Origin of the sequence: Pseudomonas sp. IT-P258, assembly GCF_949767825.1 — a bacterium.
Classification (GTDB): domain Bacteria; phylum Pseudomonadota; class Gammaproteobacteria; order Pseudomonadales; family Pseudomonadaceae; genus Aquipseudomonas; species Aquipseudomonas monachiensis.
The window spans coordinates 314,796-332,813 of sequence record NZ_CATKPU010000054.1 but is presented as its reverse complement, the minus strand read 5'-3'; the positions used below and the strand labels follow the sequence as shown (position 1 = coordinate 332,813).

At 54.6% G+C, this 18,018-nt stretch carries 10 protein-coding genes; 5 read left to right on the top strand and 5 right to left on the bottom strand.

Translation table 11 applies throughout. The annotated features are described in order from the left end of the window. The first annotated feature begins 129 nt into the window (after positions 1-129). Together ACM6G4_RS20050 and ACM6G4_RS20045 are read left to right on the top strand one after the other, a co-directional pair. Positions 130-750 (top strand): hypothetical protein, encoded by a 621-nt coding sequence (locus ACM6G4_RS20050; RefSeq protein WP_414914453.1) that lies wholly within the window; start codon positions 130-132, stop codon positions 748-750. After that, positions 743-1,861 carry an XRE family transcriptional regulator gene (locus ACM6G4_RS20045; protein WP_414914452.1) on the top strand — a complete coding sequence of 373 codons (1,119 nt, stop codon included), beginning with the start codon at positions 743-745 and terminating at the stop codon, positions 1,859-1,861. Before ACM6G4_RS20050 ends, ACM6G4_RS20045 begins: the two co-directional genes overlap by 8 nt. Before the next feature lie 50 nt (positions 1,862-1,911). Here the strand turns inward: ACM6G4_RS20045 and ACM6G4_RS20040 are convergent, their stop codons facing one another. The 4 genes from ACM6G4_RS20040 to ACM6G4_RS20025 all read right to left on the bottom strand — a co-directional run bounded on the left by ACM6G4_RS20040 (position 1,912) and on the right by ACM6G4_RS20025 (position 5,200). Then, positions 1,912-3,126 (bottom strand): HEPN-associated N-terminal domain-containing protein, encoded by a 1,215-nt coding sequence (locus tag ACM6G4_RS20040; RefSeq protein WP_414914451.1) that lies wholly within the window; start codon positions 3,124-3,126, stop codon positions 1,912-1,914. Between the two features lie 103 nt (positions 3,127-3,229). Then, the gene (locus ACM6G4_RS20035) at positions 3,230-3,910 is read right to left on the bottom strand and encodes a hypothetical protein (RefSeq protein ID WP_414914450.1); all 681 of its coding nucleotides are present in this window, start codon (positions 3,908-3,910) and stop codon (positions 3,230-3,232) included. After that, positions 3,897-4,856 (bottom strand): hypothetical protein, encoded by a 960-nt coding sequence (locus ACM6G4_RS20030; protein ID WP_414914449.1) that lies wholly within the window; start codon positions 4,854-4,856, stop codon positions 3,897-3,899. Before ACM6G4_RS20030 ends, ACM6G4_RS20035 begins: the two co-directional genes overlap by 14 nt. A gap of 14 nt (positions 4,857-4,870) precedes the next feature. Beyond that, a complete protein-coding gene (locus ACM6G4_RS20025; protein ID WP_102880073.1) occupies positions 4,871-5,200 on the bottom strand; it encodes a hypothetical protein in 330 nt (109 codons plus the stop codon). Positions 5,201-5,564: 364 nt separating this feature from the next. Here ACM6G4_RS20025 and ACM6G4_RS20020 point away from each other — a divergent pair, with 364 nt between their 5' ends. Both ACM6G4_RS20020 and ACM6G4_RS20015 read left to right on the top strand, forming a co-directional pair. Next, positions 5,565-8,228, top strand: a complete 2,664-nt coding sequence (locus ACM6G4_RS20020) for an ATP-binding domain-containing protein (RefSeq protein ID WP_414914448.1) — start codon at positions 5,565-5,567, stop codon at positions 8,226-8,228. A 303-nt stretch (positions 8,229-8,531) separates the two neighbouring features. Further along, positions 8,532-10,688: an AAA family ATPase gene (locus ACM6G4_RS20015; protein WP_414914447.1), complete on the top strand. Its 2,157-nt coding sequence runs from the start codon at positions 8,532-8,534 to the stop codon at positions 10,686-10,688. A gap of 246 nt (positions 10,689-10,934) precedes the next feature. On the opposite strand, the gene ACM6G4_RS20010 is transcribed toward ACM6G4_RS20015, so the two are convergent. Next, entirely contained in the window at positions 10,935-12,458 is a 1,524-nt protein-coding gene (locus ACM6G4_RS20010; RefSeq protein WP_414914446.1) for a hypothetical protein, read from the bottom strand. Between the two features lie 594 nt (positions 12,459-13,052). Here ACM6G4_RS20010 and ACM6G4_RS20005 point away from each other — a divergent pair. Next, complete coding sequence (locus ACM6G4_RS20005) at positions 13,053-17,192, top strand: NACHT domain-containing protein (RefSeq protein WP_414914445.1); 4,140 nt, start codon at positions 13,053-13,055, stop codon at positions 17,190-17,192. Positions 17,193-18,018 lie beyond the last annotated feature (826 nt).

Here is an 18,018-nt window from a genome sequence, read left to right as displayed (position 1 = left end):
AAAGCGCACGCCTTGTTAGCATGGCTACTGATCACTCTGACCACTATGCCAGAGGTTGACATTCTCAGAATTATGCACAAAAATCCCGGTTGACACTACAGATTATTTGCACGCTTTTCGGAGAAATGCATGCCTGATTACCAGCATCCAAGCGAGCTTGAGCCGAAGCTCAGCCGCGCTCACCTTGATGTCGTCTGCAACAACCTATTGGATGCTGCTTACAAAGCACTCGAGGCTACCTCCACTGACGATGACACTAACTGGACTCGAGGGATCTTCCCTTACGGTCGCATTCATGGCCGCTTCAAGCGTTTACATCTCCAGGCTGACCTCCCTTGGTTCAAGCTCGTCAACAACACGCTGGATTTCACGGTCAGCATTGATGGGGTTTTGATGCAGGTGGTCACGGATGATCCCGACACTCGCAAAAAAGGCTATCGAGTGGAGAAGAACGTCGTTGAGCTTTACCACGACAGCCTTCTAGGGCCGGCTACTGACGGGAACGTAACGTGGCGGCTGTACGTAGACAGCGATCGAAATCCAGATGGCCCGACTCTCACCGTGTCTGTCCTGGGCTTCGACACCAACCGAAATGTCGTTAGCAAGTGGACACATAACTACGAACCTCTGGTTTCTGTCCGCGTCACCGAGCTTTCCCCTATTGTTGAAATTGATGATTCTCTGCCAGTTCGTCGCGATAAGGACGCTGCGCAGAAAGAAACGAAAGACGCTGACTTGAAAGATGAATGACACAACAGGCCTTCTGCCTCTGGGTGATGAGTTCTCACCCGACAAGCTCCGCCTTGCAAGGTGCGCCTCGGGGCGATCCCTTGCTGAAATCGGCGAGCTCCTTGGCGTGACCAGACAATACGCACACAAGCTTGAGATCAACTCACTTCCCAATCCTGGACAGTTGAAGCAGCTATGCGGAATCCTGAACGTCAAGGAGAGCTTCTTCTTCGTTCCGCGCAAAAGTGGTGTTGAGCTTGAACAATGCCACTTTCGTAGCGTGCGAGCCTCGACCCAAACGCTCAAGAAAACAATCGCAGCCCAAGTGGAGATCTTCGAGCTTCTCGTTGATGAGCTGGACAAGGAGGTAGCTTTTCCCTCCGTCGATTTCCATGCCATCGAGGAGCCAGTCACAGGTGCCGGAAAAATTGAACAGGTGGCCGAGCGTTTTAGGAGAGAGCAAGGAATAGGTTTGGGCCCACTTTCGAGCGTTACCAAGCTTGCGGAAAAAATTGGGGTGCTCGTCGTCAACCTGGCGGACGCGGACGATCGCGTTGACGCCTTTTCATTGTTCAACAAACGTCCATTGATCGTCCGGAATACCTCAAAGGTGAACCCTGGACGGCAGCGCTTCGATCTGGCCCACGAGCTCGGTCATCTTGTGATGCATCAAGGGGTGGAAACCGGCTGCCGGGAAACGGAAGAGCAAGCCAATCAGTTCGCCAGCGCTTTACTCATGCCAAGGGCTAGCTTCGCGGCTGAGTTCCCAGCAATGCGAGGTAAGTATCTCAACTGGCCAGCGCTGAAAGACTTGAAGCTTCGCTGGAAGGTCAGTTTCAAGGCGCTGATTTATCGTGCACGGGCTTTGGATCTTCTCACCGCTGACCAAGCCAAGAGCGGCTTCACTTATCTCGCTCGGAAAGGGTTTACTAAGCACGAGGAGTTCGACGAGCTCATCCCAATGGAGTCTCCCCTGCTTGTGCAACGAGCAATCGATCTCCTGGATTTTTCGACTTGGAGCCGGGTTCTCGCAGGGGCTGGACTGACCAGCCAGATGGTCGAGAACCAGTTCATGCTCAAGGTGCCTGCTTCTCCGTTGAGGCTTATAAAGACTGGCGATTCCCAGGGGTAATCCCAAGCCACTCAACAGATGCCCTGCTTCCCCAGGGCATCTGCAGATAGTCAGAAGATCTCATCGTCATCTTCGCCTGCCGCGAAGTCGGCCAGGTCAACGTCGAATGCTCTGTCGAGCCGCAACAGCGTTCGATCACTAGACGTATCCCCAGCGTCGATACAGCCTGAATCATCAGCAAAAATAACGATCGCCTTGTTCCCAGTCTTCGAGCTCGGGTAGATGATCCCATCAATTTGATGATCGTCATCGGTACGGTAGACGTGCCTGAAATACTCAGTCACCACCTGGGTCGGGACATAGTCCGCGTGAGCTCGATCGCTTCGCTCGATCGGTTTGGTGAAATCCTCGACGAAGTCACGCATGAAGCTGAAGTATGGCCTTAGCGTTTGCAGTTCAGGATCGAAAAGGCTCGGCACATAAAACGAGCGGGACAGATCAACCACCCGCAGATCCCTGATAGGCGAAAACTCGCCGGTGGCTGCCTTCTTAAGGGCTTCCTCAGCAGGATCGTAGGTTTCACGAATTGCGGTGTCTTGATCGAACGCCCCGTAGAACATAGGGATTCCCACGGGGCTCATCCGGTTCGGCATGTTCGCATGCGCGGCTGGTGGCGGCCCAAGCTCACTAGCTCGGCTGAGGTGAACCTCAGGATCGACGATGCGAACGCGGAAGATCGACTGCCCTGTAGGCACTGTATCAATTAGGTCGAGCTTTTTCGCGACGCTCCCCAGCGTTTCAAGAATTTCGACCGGGTTCATCTCATCGTGCTGATCAGCCGCATATGAGGTGTTCACAGCTTTGTAAAACACGAATCGTGCTGTGTGAATGATGAAATGACTGAAGCTCTGCCATCCGTAGACCAGCGTTCGATCTATGGGTAACGAATACGGATCTCTCTCGCACCACGCCACGTCGTGTATGGATCCGGCGATAGTGTCGAACACTTCTTCCGCACACTCGGGGCCGTGATAATAGAGAAGCTCCCAAGTGCCGCATACGCGGCCCTGCCAGCCTCCTTCACGGGTTTCGTAAGCGAGCCCCTCATTCGTAGCTTCGCCCCACTCTATTGAGAGGCTATTGAAAACGTGCTCAATCACGTCATTCATGTCCGCGACGCGTCGGCTTCCATCGCAATAGCTGCAGGTTCCTCTCACCGAATTATCCTTGATGAAAGCTTTGAGGCCGTCATCTTCGACGCAGTGTAAGCACACGAACGTGTCCTCGACTCGCGAGAAACCTCGCTCCATGTCCTCTTCCATCATTCTCTTGACTCCGCCCATAGCACCGCCTCAAATGCATGCTCAAACATCTCAAAAGTACTGGATACGTAGCATATTCAGGGATAGATCGTTCGGATTCGTACCGTCATGAGTAGCACATGATCAATGGAGCTGGGACGGGAGCCTCGATCAACCTGGCGCTCTTCTCGACTACCCACGCGCCAAACGGCCACATCACCTGAAGCACAAGGAGAATAGTGAAGGTCAAAAAGGCCCGAAGCAGATACTCATAGGTCATTTTGATGCCGGTCACTTTTTCGTTGACCAGCGAGTAGTTATGCAGAACGGCGCGGGCGAGCTGTTTGGCTAAGCCCGCTTTAGGCGAGCTTTCTTTCCAGGTATTGGCTAGCTCTCCTGGGCCAAGCTGAGCGAACCCTGCGACTTTCAACGTTCTGAATGCCCACGCCCCTGCGCGTAGCAGAAAGGCCACTGCCAATCCGAACAGGACGAGACCAATGCAGCCTAGCCATTTGCTCGACTTGTCGCTCCACAGAGTGGGCAGCAGTGAGACTAGGACGGGTATCAGCGCCGTAATGGCGGCTAGGTAGATACCGGCTTTCGCGTCAGCTCCCTTCCGGCGGTCAACCTCTGCATCGAAAAGACGGCGTGATTCGTCCAGCACCACGTCGCTGTCTGTCGACCAATCCCCCGCCTGAACAGACGCAGCAATACCCTGCTTCCATTCCACATCTTCAGCCTGCTGACCAGGCGACAACGGGATGAGGGTCGGCCATACCCAATGAAGCCAGTCTTTAAGTTTGAGCAATGGCGTTCACCGTCAGCTCGTCTACGATTGCAGCAGCGATTGGGTAACCCGTGAGATTCTCGATCCAGGCCCACTGCCCATTCGGGTTTATCTCCAAGAACCACAATTTGCCCGATTGATCGCAAACCAAATCGATCGCCCCGTAACGAAGGCCTAGGCGCTGGACGAGCTTCACGCACTGACGTTCAACGCGTCGATCAAGAACAATCTTTTCGTGGCGAAGATCAGGACGACTACCCTTGCGCCAGTCAGTTATCGTTTCCTCGTTATCTTGTGACCAGATCGCGGTCACAAAAACCCGCTCGCCCACGACGGTCACTCGGACATCGTATTGCTTCAAGATCTCTGATTGCACAATGAAAGGACTCAGCCTGATGGCCTCCGCCTGTTCATCCTCAATCTCAGCGAGTCGAGAGGTGAAGATGACTCGCTCCGTTTCGCCTGCTAACACCGCTTGTCGAAGAGGCTTGCCAATGGCCTGGCCAAGAGCAGAGATAGCCCTAGCGCATAAGATGTCGTTCGTCACAAATGCCTGTGGTACATGGAAGCCGATCTCCTGCGCGAGAAGGAGCTGCATCGGCTTGTCCTCAGCCATGAAGATCTTGGTGGGAGAGTTCAGCCACCGGCCTTCTAAACGGGAGTAAAGGCTTTTGAGGAAGCTACTCCACTCCGCTTCGATGTAGGCCCGCTCTCCAGGATCCGTTGCCGTGTCCGGTACAACTGGAGCTCCCGGCCTACGGAAATAAGCTCCTGTTATCGCTGCCCCGCGGACTACTACCCCGTCTAGCGAAATAGACCACGCGTCCCGGGGAAACCCTGCCATCGAGCACAACGCTTGGGGCAACTGTTCGGTATTCAGCCGGAAAAAAGGCTGGCCACGTCGACGGAGCTCAGCAACCACGTAGTCCATTGTGATGTCACGACAATTTGTAACCAACAGCAACATGAAGCGTTTCCAGTTCAGTCCGAGTAGTAACGAGCATCTAGCCCAAAGGTTGGATCACCATTGTCGTCCCGCTCCAGCTCGACATTAGTCTTGGTGATCAGCTCCAGGATGTGATTGGCACTGCATTGATCATCGCGCTCAGTCGTCGCATCGGTTTTGGTAACCAGCTGCAGCAGGTGATTGCTCGAGTCGAATCGACGCGGGGAGCCTGAATCAGCCGATTGGCCTCGGTAAGGACTGGGATCGTCGTCATCGCTTTCGACTCTCTGGTAGGTTTTGGTCAACAGCTCAACCTGCCAGCACGCCTCGTCATCCTGCTCAGCGTTGACCTTGGTCTTGGTCATCAGCTCATTCAGGGCCCCGTCAGCGATGATTGGAACTACTCCATCAGGAGCCTCAACGGCCCACATCTGGAGCTCCGGGGAATAGAAGCCCGGGATACGGTCCTCTCCTGTTCTAGGCGTCGCAAATCTAGATAGAAAGGGCGACGATTTCTGCAGAGTTCCCAAGCTGGCGTCTCCTGTGCCGGCGAGTCGCGAAAGGCGACAATGCCCGGACAATACCAGATTCATAGCAATCTGCTAGCAACAAAAGCCATCAGGATTTAGGATCTGGGGCAGCCGATGAACATCGCCATGAGTACATGAATCTACGCACATGCATGTCTGGCAGACGAAGTCATGAACATTTGAAACAGGGAGTGCTTCAATGAGTGCCAATGATGCGTTGGATCTTGCCAACGACGCTTTAGACTCGTTTCACCAGATCGAACAAATTGCTTCCAAACAGCTCACATCGGGGAGTCGCGAAGCCTCTGATGCCTTAGCATTTGTGAATACCTTCACCGGTGCCGCTGCCGTTGAGCAGATCGCATCCATCTCTGACGATGTGACCAAATCACTGGTTAGCCTCATCCGAGAGCCAGCTGTCTCGCGGATCGTGGTGGAAAACGAGAAAGGCCAGGTTGAGACCTACTACATCTGCCGCACCACAGGAGGATTCGTCCTCAATAACGGCAAGCTAGCTGGTTACCGCTCTCCGTTCGGTCGCTTGGCTGCCCACGGCGCAGGTGAGGACGTTGATGTAGAGATCGCGGGTAAAAAAGTCAGCTACCGGGTCTTGGACAAACTCGAGTTAAAGCCTCAGAAAAGCGCTGAGCTCTGGGACTCAATCGACAGCATTTGGCGCCAAGAAAGCTCAGCACCTCAGACGATCCCGTCTCTTCGCAAGGTTATACAGCCCGACGACAGCAATTCGTTTTTCGCCATGCTCGCCGGCACGTCCGAAACTGAGAAGATCCGCGAAGGTGTGCGTCACGAGATCCGAAACGCTATGGCTCTTCGAGACCAAGCGATTCTTGACAAATTTCAGGACGAAATTTTCCGCCTTTCAGTAGACCACCAGCTAATCATCCTTGGCCCACCGGGGACAGGCAAAACAACCACCCTGATTAAACGTCTCGGCCAGAAGCTCGACTGGGAGGCGCTTAGCCAGGACGAGCGCCTCTTGCTGGGCCCCCAGTCTAAGCGCTCACGCTGGATGATGTTCACGCCGTCAGACCTCTTAAAGCATTACGTCAAAGAGGCCTTCAACCGTGAAAACGTGCCGGCTTCGGACGAGCATATCAAGACCTGGAGCAAGCGCCGACATGAACTGGCAAGGTCTACATTTGGCATCCTCAAGACGGGCAACAGTGGCACATGCATTCTCAAGGAAGATCATCAATTCGCCCCGGTGGACATCAACGATGATCCGCGCCAGTGGTTTGCCGATTTTAAAGCTCTACACCAAAGCCGCCTCCTCTCCTCTCTGAAGGAAGGAGCAATTTTGCTGCGGGATTCTGCCCCGAACCTAGTAGACGCAGTGGTGCACAAGCTGTTTGCAATGTCAGATGGACTTCGACCAGAAGGATTGCTGAGCGCGTATGCCGAGTGGAACAATCTCGAGACGCGGATTGATCCTATGCTCAAAGCCAGTCGCTCAACCACAGACGATCTGATCAAGAAGCAAGGCAACCTCCTTCACAACCGGAACAAAGTCGTCTTCGCAGAAATGGCCACCTTCCTTGATAGCCTTGGCCAAAATGATGATGAGGACGAGGAAGGTGCCGAATTTGATGACGATACTGCTGACGATGGTACTGCTACGCCGTCGCACAGCGCAGAGCTCAAAGCATTCGCGGCTTACCGAAAGTTCCTTCAGGCCTATGCGCGCACTCGCTATCGTAACAGCAATCTAGGCAAGACAAGCCGTGCAGCTCAATTACGAGACTGGCTTGGAGATCGAGTCCCCTCAGATGAATGGCTTGAAACGCTTGGGCGAGAGATGTGCTTCCAGAACGCGCTGCGGCGCTTCAGGGACGCCTGGAAACGGTACATACTTGATGTCCCGGCAAGCTACAGAGCGTTCCGTCGCGACAGCGTAACGCTTGATCGGTACCGCTATGAGCGGCCAGAGCACGCTTCCCACATTGATGAGACAGAGCTCGACGCCATTCTTCTCCTCATGCTTCGATCCGCTCGCGAACTCATCCGCCAGGATTTTGTGAAGCGGCATATAGACGAACCTCGCTTCACCGAGCTTGCCAGGATCTCGAGCCAATTCCTGCAGCAAGTCCTAGTAGACGAAGCCACGGACTTCTCGCTCCTCCAGCTTGCTTGCATGGAGAGCCTGACTGACCCTGCTATTGAATCGTTCTTCGCCTGCGGAGATTTCAACCAACGGATCACAGGGGTTGGCCTCAAACACCTCGATCAGCTTGAGTGGATTTCCCCTCGCCTCAAGCCTCAGCGAATCAACACGGTGTATCGGCAGAGTCGCCTATTGAACAGCTTTGCCATCAAACTGCTCGAGCACATGGATGGAGACACTGAAGCAGTAGGCAGCCTGCCGGAGCACTCCTCTCACGAAGGTGTACCGCCGGTGCTAGGGGAAAACCTCCGGGGTGAAGACGTCGTCACCTGGGTCGCCGACAGGATCTTCGAGATCGAAGATCAGATCCGCTCCAAAAATGAGCCGGTGCCTACGATTGCCGTCCTGGTCGCATCCGAGGCGCACGTGAGACCCGTTGCCGAAGCGCTCACCAAAAAACTAGAGAGCAGGAGTCTGTTCGCGGTTCCTTGTGTCGATGGCCAGTCTTTGGGTAACCAGTCCGATATCCGGGTGTTTGATGTCCAGCACATCAAGGGGCTCGAGTTCGAAGCCGTGTTCTTCATCGGGTTGGATGAGCTCGTCGAAGCGAAACCTACTCTGTTCCAGCGATTCCTGTATGTAGGTGCCACCCGGGCAGCGACTTACCTCGGCATGGTCTGTCATCAGGAGCTGCCACCTGCCTTGTCGAACCTTCGCCCTGCCCTCGCCCAGCGCTGGTAGGCCTGGCAAATGCTTTCGCCGGTTCAAAGGAGATTTGATCCGGCGGAGCAACCATTCTAAATGCCCCCCAAAGGTACACGGTTTCAAAGCCCTCACAGTCGAAGATTCCCGACTGTAAAACGATATTTCGAATTAAGGACCGAATACTTCAACCTTGACATCTAAATAGACCAGAGCAGCCAGGCCAGCGATGGATTTCAGGAAGTAGCCTAAAGTCGGTGTGGTAGGCAGCTCCTGGCTCGCCTATGCTCCTTCTCGCCAACAGAGATGGCGCCAAGCCACTTAACACTTAGGAGTCAGGTTGTGATCACGGAATTGAATATAGATGGCGTCGCCAGTTACAAATCCAGGTCTACTCTCTCGCCCACCAACAAGACGTCTCTCATCTACGGGCTAAATGGTGCAGGTAAGAGCACCATCTCCGAGTTTCTGTACAATCATACCGAACCTCGTTTTACTAAATGCAGTTTGAAAACCAGTCAGCCATGTGAAATTTTGGTGTACAATCAAAGCTTCCTTAACGACTACTTTTACGAAGAGGACAATTTAAAAGGAATTTTCACCCTCTCGAAAGAGAACAAGTTTGCACTCCAGCAAATCGAAGCCGAAACAAAAGAGCTGGCGAAGCATTTGAGCGCTCAGCAAGAGAACTCAAAACTGGCCACTGAAAACGCCGGCAAACTCGATCAGGAAAAGACCAAAGCAAGTGGAAAAGTCTGGGAAATCAAGACGAATTTCTCAGGAGGGGATCGCGTTCTGGAGTTTTGCCTGGAAAGTCTCAAAAGAACAGAACTTCTTTTCCAGCATATTATTGGACTACCTCTGCCGGAAAATGCACCCAGCTACACCGTAGATGATCTGAAGACTGAGGCGTCGTCCATTGAAGGCGAGGGTGCAGCTCCATTCACGAAAATCTCAACCCTTTCGGCTGGCTGGCTGACCATTGAAGGGGACTCCCTCTGGTCGAAAATCATTGTAGGTAGTCAAGAAGGTTCAGTTGCAGAGTTCATCAATAAAGCTCGCAATTCTGACTGGGTGAAGCAAGGGCTCCAGTTCATTTCAGATGATAAGGATCCTCAAGCCTGCCCTTTCTGCCAGCGAGAAACGATCACTAAAAATTTCATCTATTCCATCCGCCAAGTCTTCGACGAAGCCTACGAGCAAGATATTAAGCAGCTGGAGTCAATCAAGACCCGCTACGAGACGCTAACCTCCAGCCTGAATCTACAAGATATTTCAAATTCCCCGCTTGCCAGCAAAGAGCTTGTGGAAGCTTGGAGCATTGCCTGTGAGGTTTTGAAAGCGTCAATTCGCGAAAATATTTTGCACATTGGCAACAAGATCAAAAGCCCGAGCACGCCTGTTGCCCTCACCGATACTCAGTCCGCCGTCGACGTGATCAACAGTTTGATCGACGGCCTGAATGAGCTGATTGAGACACATAACAACAAGTTGGCGAATAAAAAGAAAACTCGAGATGACATAAGATCGCGCTTTTGGACGTTGATGCGCTGGGATTACGATCAAACAATTTCTGCCTACTCTCAATCAGCTTCAGATCTCAAAGATGAGGCTAGCGAGATAAGCCAGGAAGCCACCAAAATAAATACTGATGTCACAGCCTCTTACGGCAAGCTTGCTGCTCTCAGGAAGCAAACGGTCAACATCGAAGAGTCAATTGAGAACATCAACGCTGGGCTTGTAGAGATAGGCATCGATGGATTTTCTGTGGTGCCGTACGGTGAAAATTTCTACCGAGTTTCCAGGACTACCGATCAAGCGAATGCATTTCACTCGCTGAGCGAGGGTGAGAAAACCGTCATTAGTTTTCTATACTTCATGGAGCTTTGCAAAGGGCAGAAGACGGCCACTGCGGTGCCTCAGTCGAAAGTGGTTGTGATTGATGATCCCATTTCCAGCCTTTCTCACCTCTACGTGTTCAACATTGGACAGCTGATCAAGAAATATTTCATTAACGACAAACTCTATGCGCAGGTATTTGTTCTCACCCATAGTCTGTATTTCTTCTACGAGCTGACCCACACTAATAAAGAGAAACGCGCGGAGACACAGCAGCTATTCAGAATTTTCAAAAATACAAACGGAAGCTCTGTAGTTCCAATGAAGTATGAGGAAATCCAGAATGACTACCAGTCCTATTGGTCAATCATAAAGGACCAGGCCTCACCGCCTGCGCTGATTGCTAACTGCATGCGGAACATTATCGAATATTTCTTCAATTTTGTTCAAAAAAAGGATTTTAATAACGTCTTCCAAAAGCCAGCCCTGTCGACTGATAAATTCACGACGTTCTACAGGTACATGAACCGCGAGTCACATTCCTTGGGTCAAAATATTTTTGACATAAAGGAATTTGATCATGATGTATTCAAAGATGGTCTGAGGTTGATTTTTGAAGAGTGTGGGTACGCGGAGCACTACCAAGCTATGAGTAAGTAAATCCGACATGGGACGGGCATTCGTAATGTGAAGAGTGCGCCGTCTCATCGGCTATTCGCGCAATCCTCTCGCCGCCAGGGTGGTGTTGCTCTGTAGGCGCTGAAGAAGAATTGACCCATCCGCCGAAAAAACGCTGACCCGAGCAACGTTCAAGGCTACGGCCGCCTGTGCTGGGTATCTACCTATCCATGTTGGGGCAGTCTTGCCCCAGCAGGGAGGACAATTCTGCATCACCGCCAACAGTCTTCAGACATGGGCGGACTCACCTTCAGAGGCTGCCAAGACCCCATCGGCCCGCACCGTGAACTCGGCGATGCGGCTGAAGACAACGATACGCGGGTTGTCCGTCACTACCGGAAAGCGCGAGACCAGCATGTGCTGCACGGGCTCGACGTCCAGTTTCATCTTCAGAAGGTGCTCGCGATTTCGCTCCTTCATCAAGGCCCTCTCATATGCTCGCACGAGTCCGCGGTTGTAGCGGGCAAAGGCGACCGCATCCGAGTCGATGCGCTTGAGATCGACGAAGTTGTTCTTGCACTGGACATTCCAGATAATGCCATCGCGTAACGACACTACGTCAAACTCCTGCCGACTGATACGCACAATATCCTGGACGATGAAGCCTTGGGCTTCCAGCGCTGCCTTGACCACATCCTCAAAGATGAAGCCTGCCCTAATCTGATACCGTTTCTGGCGATCAAGTACTTGCGCCCGCCAGTTGTAGGCAAAGCGGCTCAGCAGCGTAACGGTAGATAAATAGTGGTCGCCAGACAGCACCAGCGGCGCGTAGGTCGACAAGCATTCCATATAAGTGTCGGCACCGCAGGTTAACGCCGCCGCGAGCAGCGGCGAAGTTCCTTCCTGCACGGTGATCAACGTCAGATCCTCGGGGGAGATGCGAATCCAGTAGTCGTCCTCTATAAATTCCTTGGACAGGCGACGTATCAATGACGCGGCGACGGCGAACTCGGTACTTGTTAGGTCAAACTCGGCGTAGACCGCTTCACAGAGGAGAATGTCGTTTCTCAGCTCTGCGGCCGAAAATAGTCGATCGGCCCGGACCTGCTCCATGGCCTCCAGTATCTGCCAACCCTCTGGCGAGTTGGGCATCTCGAAAATTGGAGCGCGCTCTGGCTCTAGGAATAGTCCATTCAACATGGCCGTCTCGGCGTTGGCATCATCCGGGATGCCCAGTCGTTCCTGTGCAAGCTTTACCATCAGAGCATATTGAGCCCCCATCATCGGAGCTCCGCTGAACTCCACAATAGGCAGGAAAACGTTAAGCGCATCCTCTCGCCTGATAGACTTCGTTCCTCGGCACGCCGCAGGAATGAAGTGCAGTAATCCTACCAAATGTCGTCGCCGGGACTGTAGGTAGCCAATCATTGCCGCCAAAGTCTGAAAGCCACTCGCCGCCTCAATGACGCCATGACGCTTAAAAGCCACACCGATGTCTGATCCCTGGACGATCAACAAAGTAAGTCTCTCGACGAGGGGTTGCTCCAATCGCGTAGCCAAACGCTTGCGGATACGCGTGAGTAAAAGCAAGTCCTCAGCGCTCCGCATGACGGGGAACCCGAAAAGCTGCTGTTCGAACTCATCCTCCCAGTCAACGGTGTGCAGGTTGATTAGTTCCTCGACGGCCCGCAGCGTGTCCAGCAGGCAGCACGTGGCCGATCTCGCGTCAAAGGAGGCCAGCGTGACGCCGATGCGCGCCTGCAGTTCAGCGAGTCTGCCTTCGATTTCGCCGCGAGAAAGTGACTCAACCATGGCAACTCCTCCATTTTCTAAAAGCCAGCGCCGCGGTATCTGTACGCTGCGCGTCGGCATCCCAAGATGGGGCAATATGTTGAAGCATTGCGCTGGTAGAGGTTCGGCCAGCGGAAGAACAGCGCCATCGCACCGCCGATGATGAAGCCACCGACTAGGTTGACCAACAGGATGCACAGTGGCATGCCCGGGAAAAGGCCGTTCAGGCGCAAGCCGAGCAGCCAGTGCAGCACACAACCCGCGCTGCCGCCGACGATGACAGAAAACAGGGAAAGCTACATCGCAAGACTCCATGGGAAACTCAAAGGAACCCTATAGGAAAGACAGGCAATAGCCTACGTGCCCGTTTCATAAGGTGACCATCACGCTCACGAAACTGAGCACGTTCGCGAGGAACAGAGCCGCCCGGGCAATCTCCTCGGGCCGAGATAAGCGTCGGGGGGGGCACATAGTACCGCGATCTGGACCCGGGCCTTTGGCGGATAGGTACCGCCGGGCAGCATGGCATTGGCGCGGATTCCCCGCTCGCCGCATTCGGTAGTGATCACTGGGACAGCCCGGCCTTGCTCACGACATAAGCTGGTCGACCACTGCTTGTACCTCGGGCCGGCGCCGAGCGTTGAGCACCAGACACTCGCCCTTCTCGGCGGACAGTTTCGCCGTAGCGCGACCGATACCGGAGCCGGCACTGGTGATGATGGCGAGTTTTCCTGCGACGGTTACGCCGCTACTTCATCGACGTCGGCGTGCGGGTTAACCTACACGGAATTTTTTTGGCTGAAGAAACAGGCTATGGAAAAGGAACTTCCTTTCATCCCGCGTACCCTGGTGCACCAACATGGGCGCCACGGCCCCCTTCGTGATAGTGAGCTTGACCCACATCAAGCCCCGATCGTGGTATTGGGCGAGGCCGGGATGGGGAAAAGCCGCTTGCTCGCACAACTAGCTACACAACCAGGTTGGCACATCGTGCGAGCCGACGAGATCGATCTGGTTGACAACCCTGCTTCGGCAGTCATGCTGATAGATGCGCTCGACGAAACGACAGCCGCTGACGTCGATAGTACGCTGAAGGCGGTGTTGCAGGAATTGAAGAGAAGCAGCCGCCCGCCCTTCATTATGTCCTGCCGTGCCTCTGATTGGTCGCACACAAAGCATGCACGCTGGATCCAGGCCGCCTACGGCCAAGAACCCACAGTGCTGCGCCTGCAACCACTCGGTGATGAATGTATCAAGGCACTCTTGCGTGCATACCTTCCCTCCGAGCAGGTCATCACGCTTCAGTCACACCTCGAGCGCGTCGGCCTCACCCACTGGCTTGGCAATCCACACACGCTGAAACTGATTGCCGAAAGCACCGCACATGGCAAACTTCCCCACAGTCGCTCCGAACTGTTCCGACACGCCGTGGAACAACTGGTGAGCGAACATAATGACCTGAAGACAAAAAACGCGTTCGCCATCAATGACGCCTTCGAGTTGGCCGGCGCAGTCTGCGCGGCACTTCTGCTGACAGGCCACACAGCTATTTCACGCCAATCACAACCTGCCCGATCGACCGATGTCTCCATCATCGCACTGAAGCGACTGCCAAACGCCGATCGGGTCGAAGACTTGCTGGGCACCCGCCTGTTCAGGGCGCTGGATGCCAATCGCTTCGAATGCATCCACCGCAGCATCGCCGAATACCTGGCCGCTCACTGGCTGGTACACGAACCGCTGCCTCGCAGAAGCCAGCGCCGGTTGCTTGCGATGTTCCATCAGCATGGCATCGTGCCCTCTGGCCTGCGCGGCATGCACGCATGGCTGTGCATGAGCCCGAAACTGGCCCAAAGAGTGATATGCATGGACCCAGCAGGCGTCATCGAGAACGCGGACTTGGCCGGGCTTGATCCAGGCTCCATTACCCTGTTACTCAATCGATTGGAAGAGTGCTATTCGAGTAACCCAATGGCACTTTCCTGGTGGCGCCCCAGCGCCGCCGTTGAACTGGCTAGCAGAGGCCTGCTGGGCAAGCTGGTAGACATCGGCACGGATCGAAGCAAGCCAGTGCATCTGCGCCTGCTTGTTCTCGAATCGCTGGAGGCTTCGGCGAAGCTCGAGCCGTTCAAGAAGCGGTTATTGGCCGTCATGCTCGACAGCACGGATGTGTATGGCGCTCGCCGAGCAGCAGTTCAAGCACTGCTTACCCTCTTGTCAGGCGATGAGTCCCTTGAGTGCATCCGCGTCATGCATGCATGTGCCGACCCGGACTCCGTCAGGCTAGCCTTCGACCTTTCTTGCCTGGTCGATTTCGTCGGTGTCGAAAATGAACTACTTGCCGGCCTGATCATCGGCTGCTCAGACCAGAACGACCGCTTCGGTGAGCTGTGGGACAAGTTCGCCCTTCTCAAGTCCGACTTCCCGGCGTCGCGACGCACGCCACTGTTGAATTGCCTGATCGACCAGGCTCCCGTAGGGCTGTCCTGTACCGAGTTCTATACTCGGCAGGTTGACGAGTTTCGCGAACTGCTTACTGCGCTGACCTTAGCGGCGATGACGGACAATACGCTCTCTCCGGCTCAAGCCTGGCGAGCGTTCAGCTTCCTCTGCTCAATTCCGCTCTACCCAATGCTGGACCCCACCATTACTGAGCGTCTGGCCGCAGACCACGCCTTTCGCCGCGCCGTTCAACAACATGTGCTGTTCGACCGCACAAATGGCGAGAGCCTTGACCAACGACATGAGCGGCTGCAAGAGATCGGTCTTGACTGCTCGGAAAACGACGCGATCGAGATGCTGACGAGGCTAGACGCCGACGATCTAGAGGACGAGCGCTGGAAGGCTCTTGTAAGCCTAATGCATCACGACAACGAGCACGGTGTACAAATTCGCGCCGCCGCGCTGCGGTTTGCCGGCAGCCACCCGCAAAGGCTGGCGTGGGCAGGCAACATTGAACTGGACTTCAGCCGTCAAGCGAATTGGGAACGACAACGGAGCGAAAACCAGACCCGCGCGGAACAGGACCGTCACGACGCCGTTGCCCGGCTGAATGAGCACAAGGCAGCAATGGCCTCCATAAGCAAAGGTGATCACCAGTACCTGATGATACCGGCGCAAGCCTACCTGCGCGTATCTCGCCATAGCCTTGATGCAGGGGCCGGAAATGGCGCTGTCGTGCAGTGGGCAGGTGACGAATTGGCAGCCGCAGTTTTCCAAGGTTTCGAAAACTACCTACAAAACATTCAAACACGCCTATCGGTTGAAGCGATAAGCCAGTACTTCGCCCGATTCAGCCGGTACGAACGCAACGACCAGGAAGTGGCGTTGGCAGAGCTTTCCGCAGAGATCATCCTGGCTGCGGCAATCGAGCACGTACGCACCCGAAAGTCTTTGGAATGCTTAACGACCGAAGCGCTGTTCGCCATCTTTCTTTCGCTCAAACATCTCCCCTTCACGGCACCTGACACGCTGGAAACGCTGGTGTACCAGACGCTAGGCGAACGCAGCCTTCTGATGGAGGCCATACAGCTCTGGTTCGAACCCTGCCTGCTTATCGGCGAGCTCATCCCGCAGCTTTATCCAGATAACCCGGAGCCCTATAAGCAAACCGAGAAAATCCTGACGAAACTGGCAAGCGACTGGCTGGAGTGCCGACCGGACCTGCCCGAAACCTCGCAGAGCTGGTGCTTGAAGCATCTGGCCCTCAATGAGCCAGACACAGTCCCCCGAGCTCTGCGGCATTGGGGCCCCGGAAAATTTCGCACCATGCCGCTGTTCATTGAAGCCGCGCAACTCATCGTGAACTTCGAGGAAAAGTCGGCGCTACTCGACTGCACACCCGTGAACCCTGAACTGCTGCTGGCACTTAGTGAGTTTCATATGCTCACTCCCGATGTGGCCGCCACCATCTGGATCATCGAAAGATTCCGGGGCTGGTATCCCATGATCGGCTGGCTCAAGGGCAACCTGATCGATGAAGACTGGTCGAAACCGCCAAGTGAATACCTGCAACACCTAATCTTCCAACTAAGCGAGCAGCAAACCAACGAAGCACACTCGGCCATGGACCTACTGTGCGAAGCCTCCCGTGACAGTTACACCGATTACCTGTGTGAACGCCGCACCCTGCAACGCCAGAACGGCCAAGAACTAGCATACCAGCAACTCACGTTGGAGATGTTGCTGGCAATTAAGTGTGACGGACCACCGCGCACCGGGGCCGATTTGCTGGCCTTCATTCTCGAACAACTGGAAGATGTACAGCGCCGGATCAAGAATGACGAGCTCAGCTCTTGGAAGCTGTTTTACATGGACGACGGCGAGACACCACAACTAGAAGGACGTTGCCGAGATCGTTTGATCGGTATGTTCGAACATGCAACGGCAGGTATCCGATTCGATCCCGAAAGACACGTGGTCGACCAAAAACGCGTGGACATCATGTGCGAAACCATGGGTATCACACTGCCCATCGAAATCAAGCGTGCCTGGAACGGGCAACTCTGGAACGCGGCCGACCAGCAGCTCGATGACGGCTATGTCAGCTTCCACAGTGGCTCGGGCCTGGGCATCTACCTTGTGCTGTGGTTTGGCGAGCACTCCAAAAAACCTCGCCGTCCAGCAGACGGAAGCCCGCCCCCCAGCTCCCCGGAGCAGCTGAAGATGATGCTGGTCGAGCGTAGCAAGGCTGCCACGCAGGGACGCGTGGCGGTGGTGGTGCTGAATATGACACGTAGCCAGTCAGCTAAGTGACCCGCAACTGCCCGTCAGCTTTTCGTCGCTTGAGGCCGCGGCGGAAACGCAGGCCATCCTTCGCGCCCTAAAGAGCGAATCGTCGACCAAACCTTCCTACCGGGCAATGCCCTTTCACGAACTGGTGCGGGAGCTCACCAATACCCTGCCGCTGGAGATCGAGGACGCGGCATTCTCACCAATAAACTCACCGACGGTAGAGCTTGAGCTGCTACAGGCTGATAGGCGGAGGCTTCGCACCCAGGCATCAGTTGTTCGGCCTAGCCAGGCAAATTTCAGAGAAAGCGTGCTGGCGCGATATGGCGGAGAGTATTGTGAGCGCGATGGAGGTGTGCCAGAACTGAAACTAGCTACCCGTAGCATTTCTGCTCGCGCACATAGCCCCCCCAGTCCTCGCAGACTACGCAGGCGCTGCAGACAGACCTCTGCTTGTTGGCGCTGATGCGATTTTGACGCAGGCTACCGGAATTCATTGACCCACTCGAGTACTCAAGAAATGATGACCTTGCGGGTGATTTCGGAGGCAGCGTGTGGGTCAGTCAAAATCAGCAACCTGGGTCAAAATCGCATCAGCGCCGACACTCTAGGCAGCTTGGGTTGCTGATCCAGTACACGGAGGCGCGCTGAATACCAGTCACGTCCACCCCGCCCCGCTTCAGAAATCGCCATTCGCGATCGCTCGCACACCCAGTGCAAATGGGGGCAAAACTGGGGGCACAATTCTATTTTTTCAGGCTGTAACTACCGCCCTAGAGCCAAGTCAAAATGTTCTTCGGGGATCCGGACAGCCTCTGAGAAGGCGACGCAGGCCTGAATGAAAACGGGC

Coding starts and splice junctions, on each gene's coding strand:
- ACM6G4_RS20010 (WP_414914446.1), bottom strand. CDS start 12,458: ATGGTTGAGTCACTTTCTCGCGGCGAAATCGAAGGCAGACTCGCTGAA.
- ACM6G4_RS20045 (WP_414914452.1), top strand. CDS start 743: ATGAATGACACAACAGGCCTTCTGCCTCTGGGTGATGAGTTCTCACCC.
- ACM6G4_RS20050 (WP_414914453.1), top strand. CDS start 130: ATGCCTGATTACCAGCATCCAAGCGAGCTTGAGCCGAAGCTCAGCCGC.
- ACM6G4_RS20025 (WP_102880073.1), bottom strand. CDS start 5,200: ATGACCAAGACCAAGGTCAACGCTGAGCAGGATGACGAGGCGTGCTGG.
- ACM6G4_RS20030 (WP_414914449.1), bottom strand. CDS start 4,856: ATGTTGCTGTTGGTTACAAATTGTCGTGACATCACAATGGACTACGTG.
- ACM6G4_RS20020 (WP_414914448.1), top strand. CDS start 5,565: ATGAGTGCCAATGATGCGTTGGATCTTGCCAACGACGCTTTAGACTCG.
- ACM6G4_RS20040 (WP_414914451.1), bottom strand. CDS start 3,126: ATGATGGAAGAGGACATGGAGCGAGGTTTCTCGCGAGTCGAGGACACG.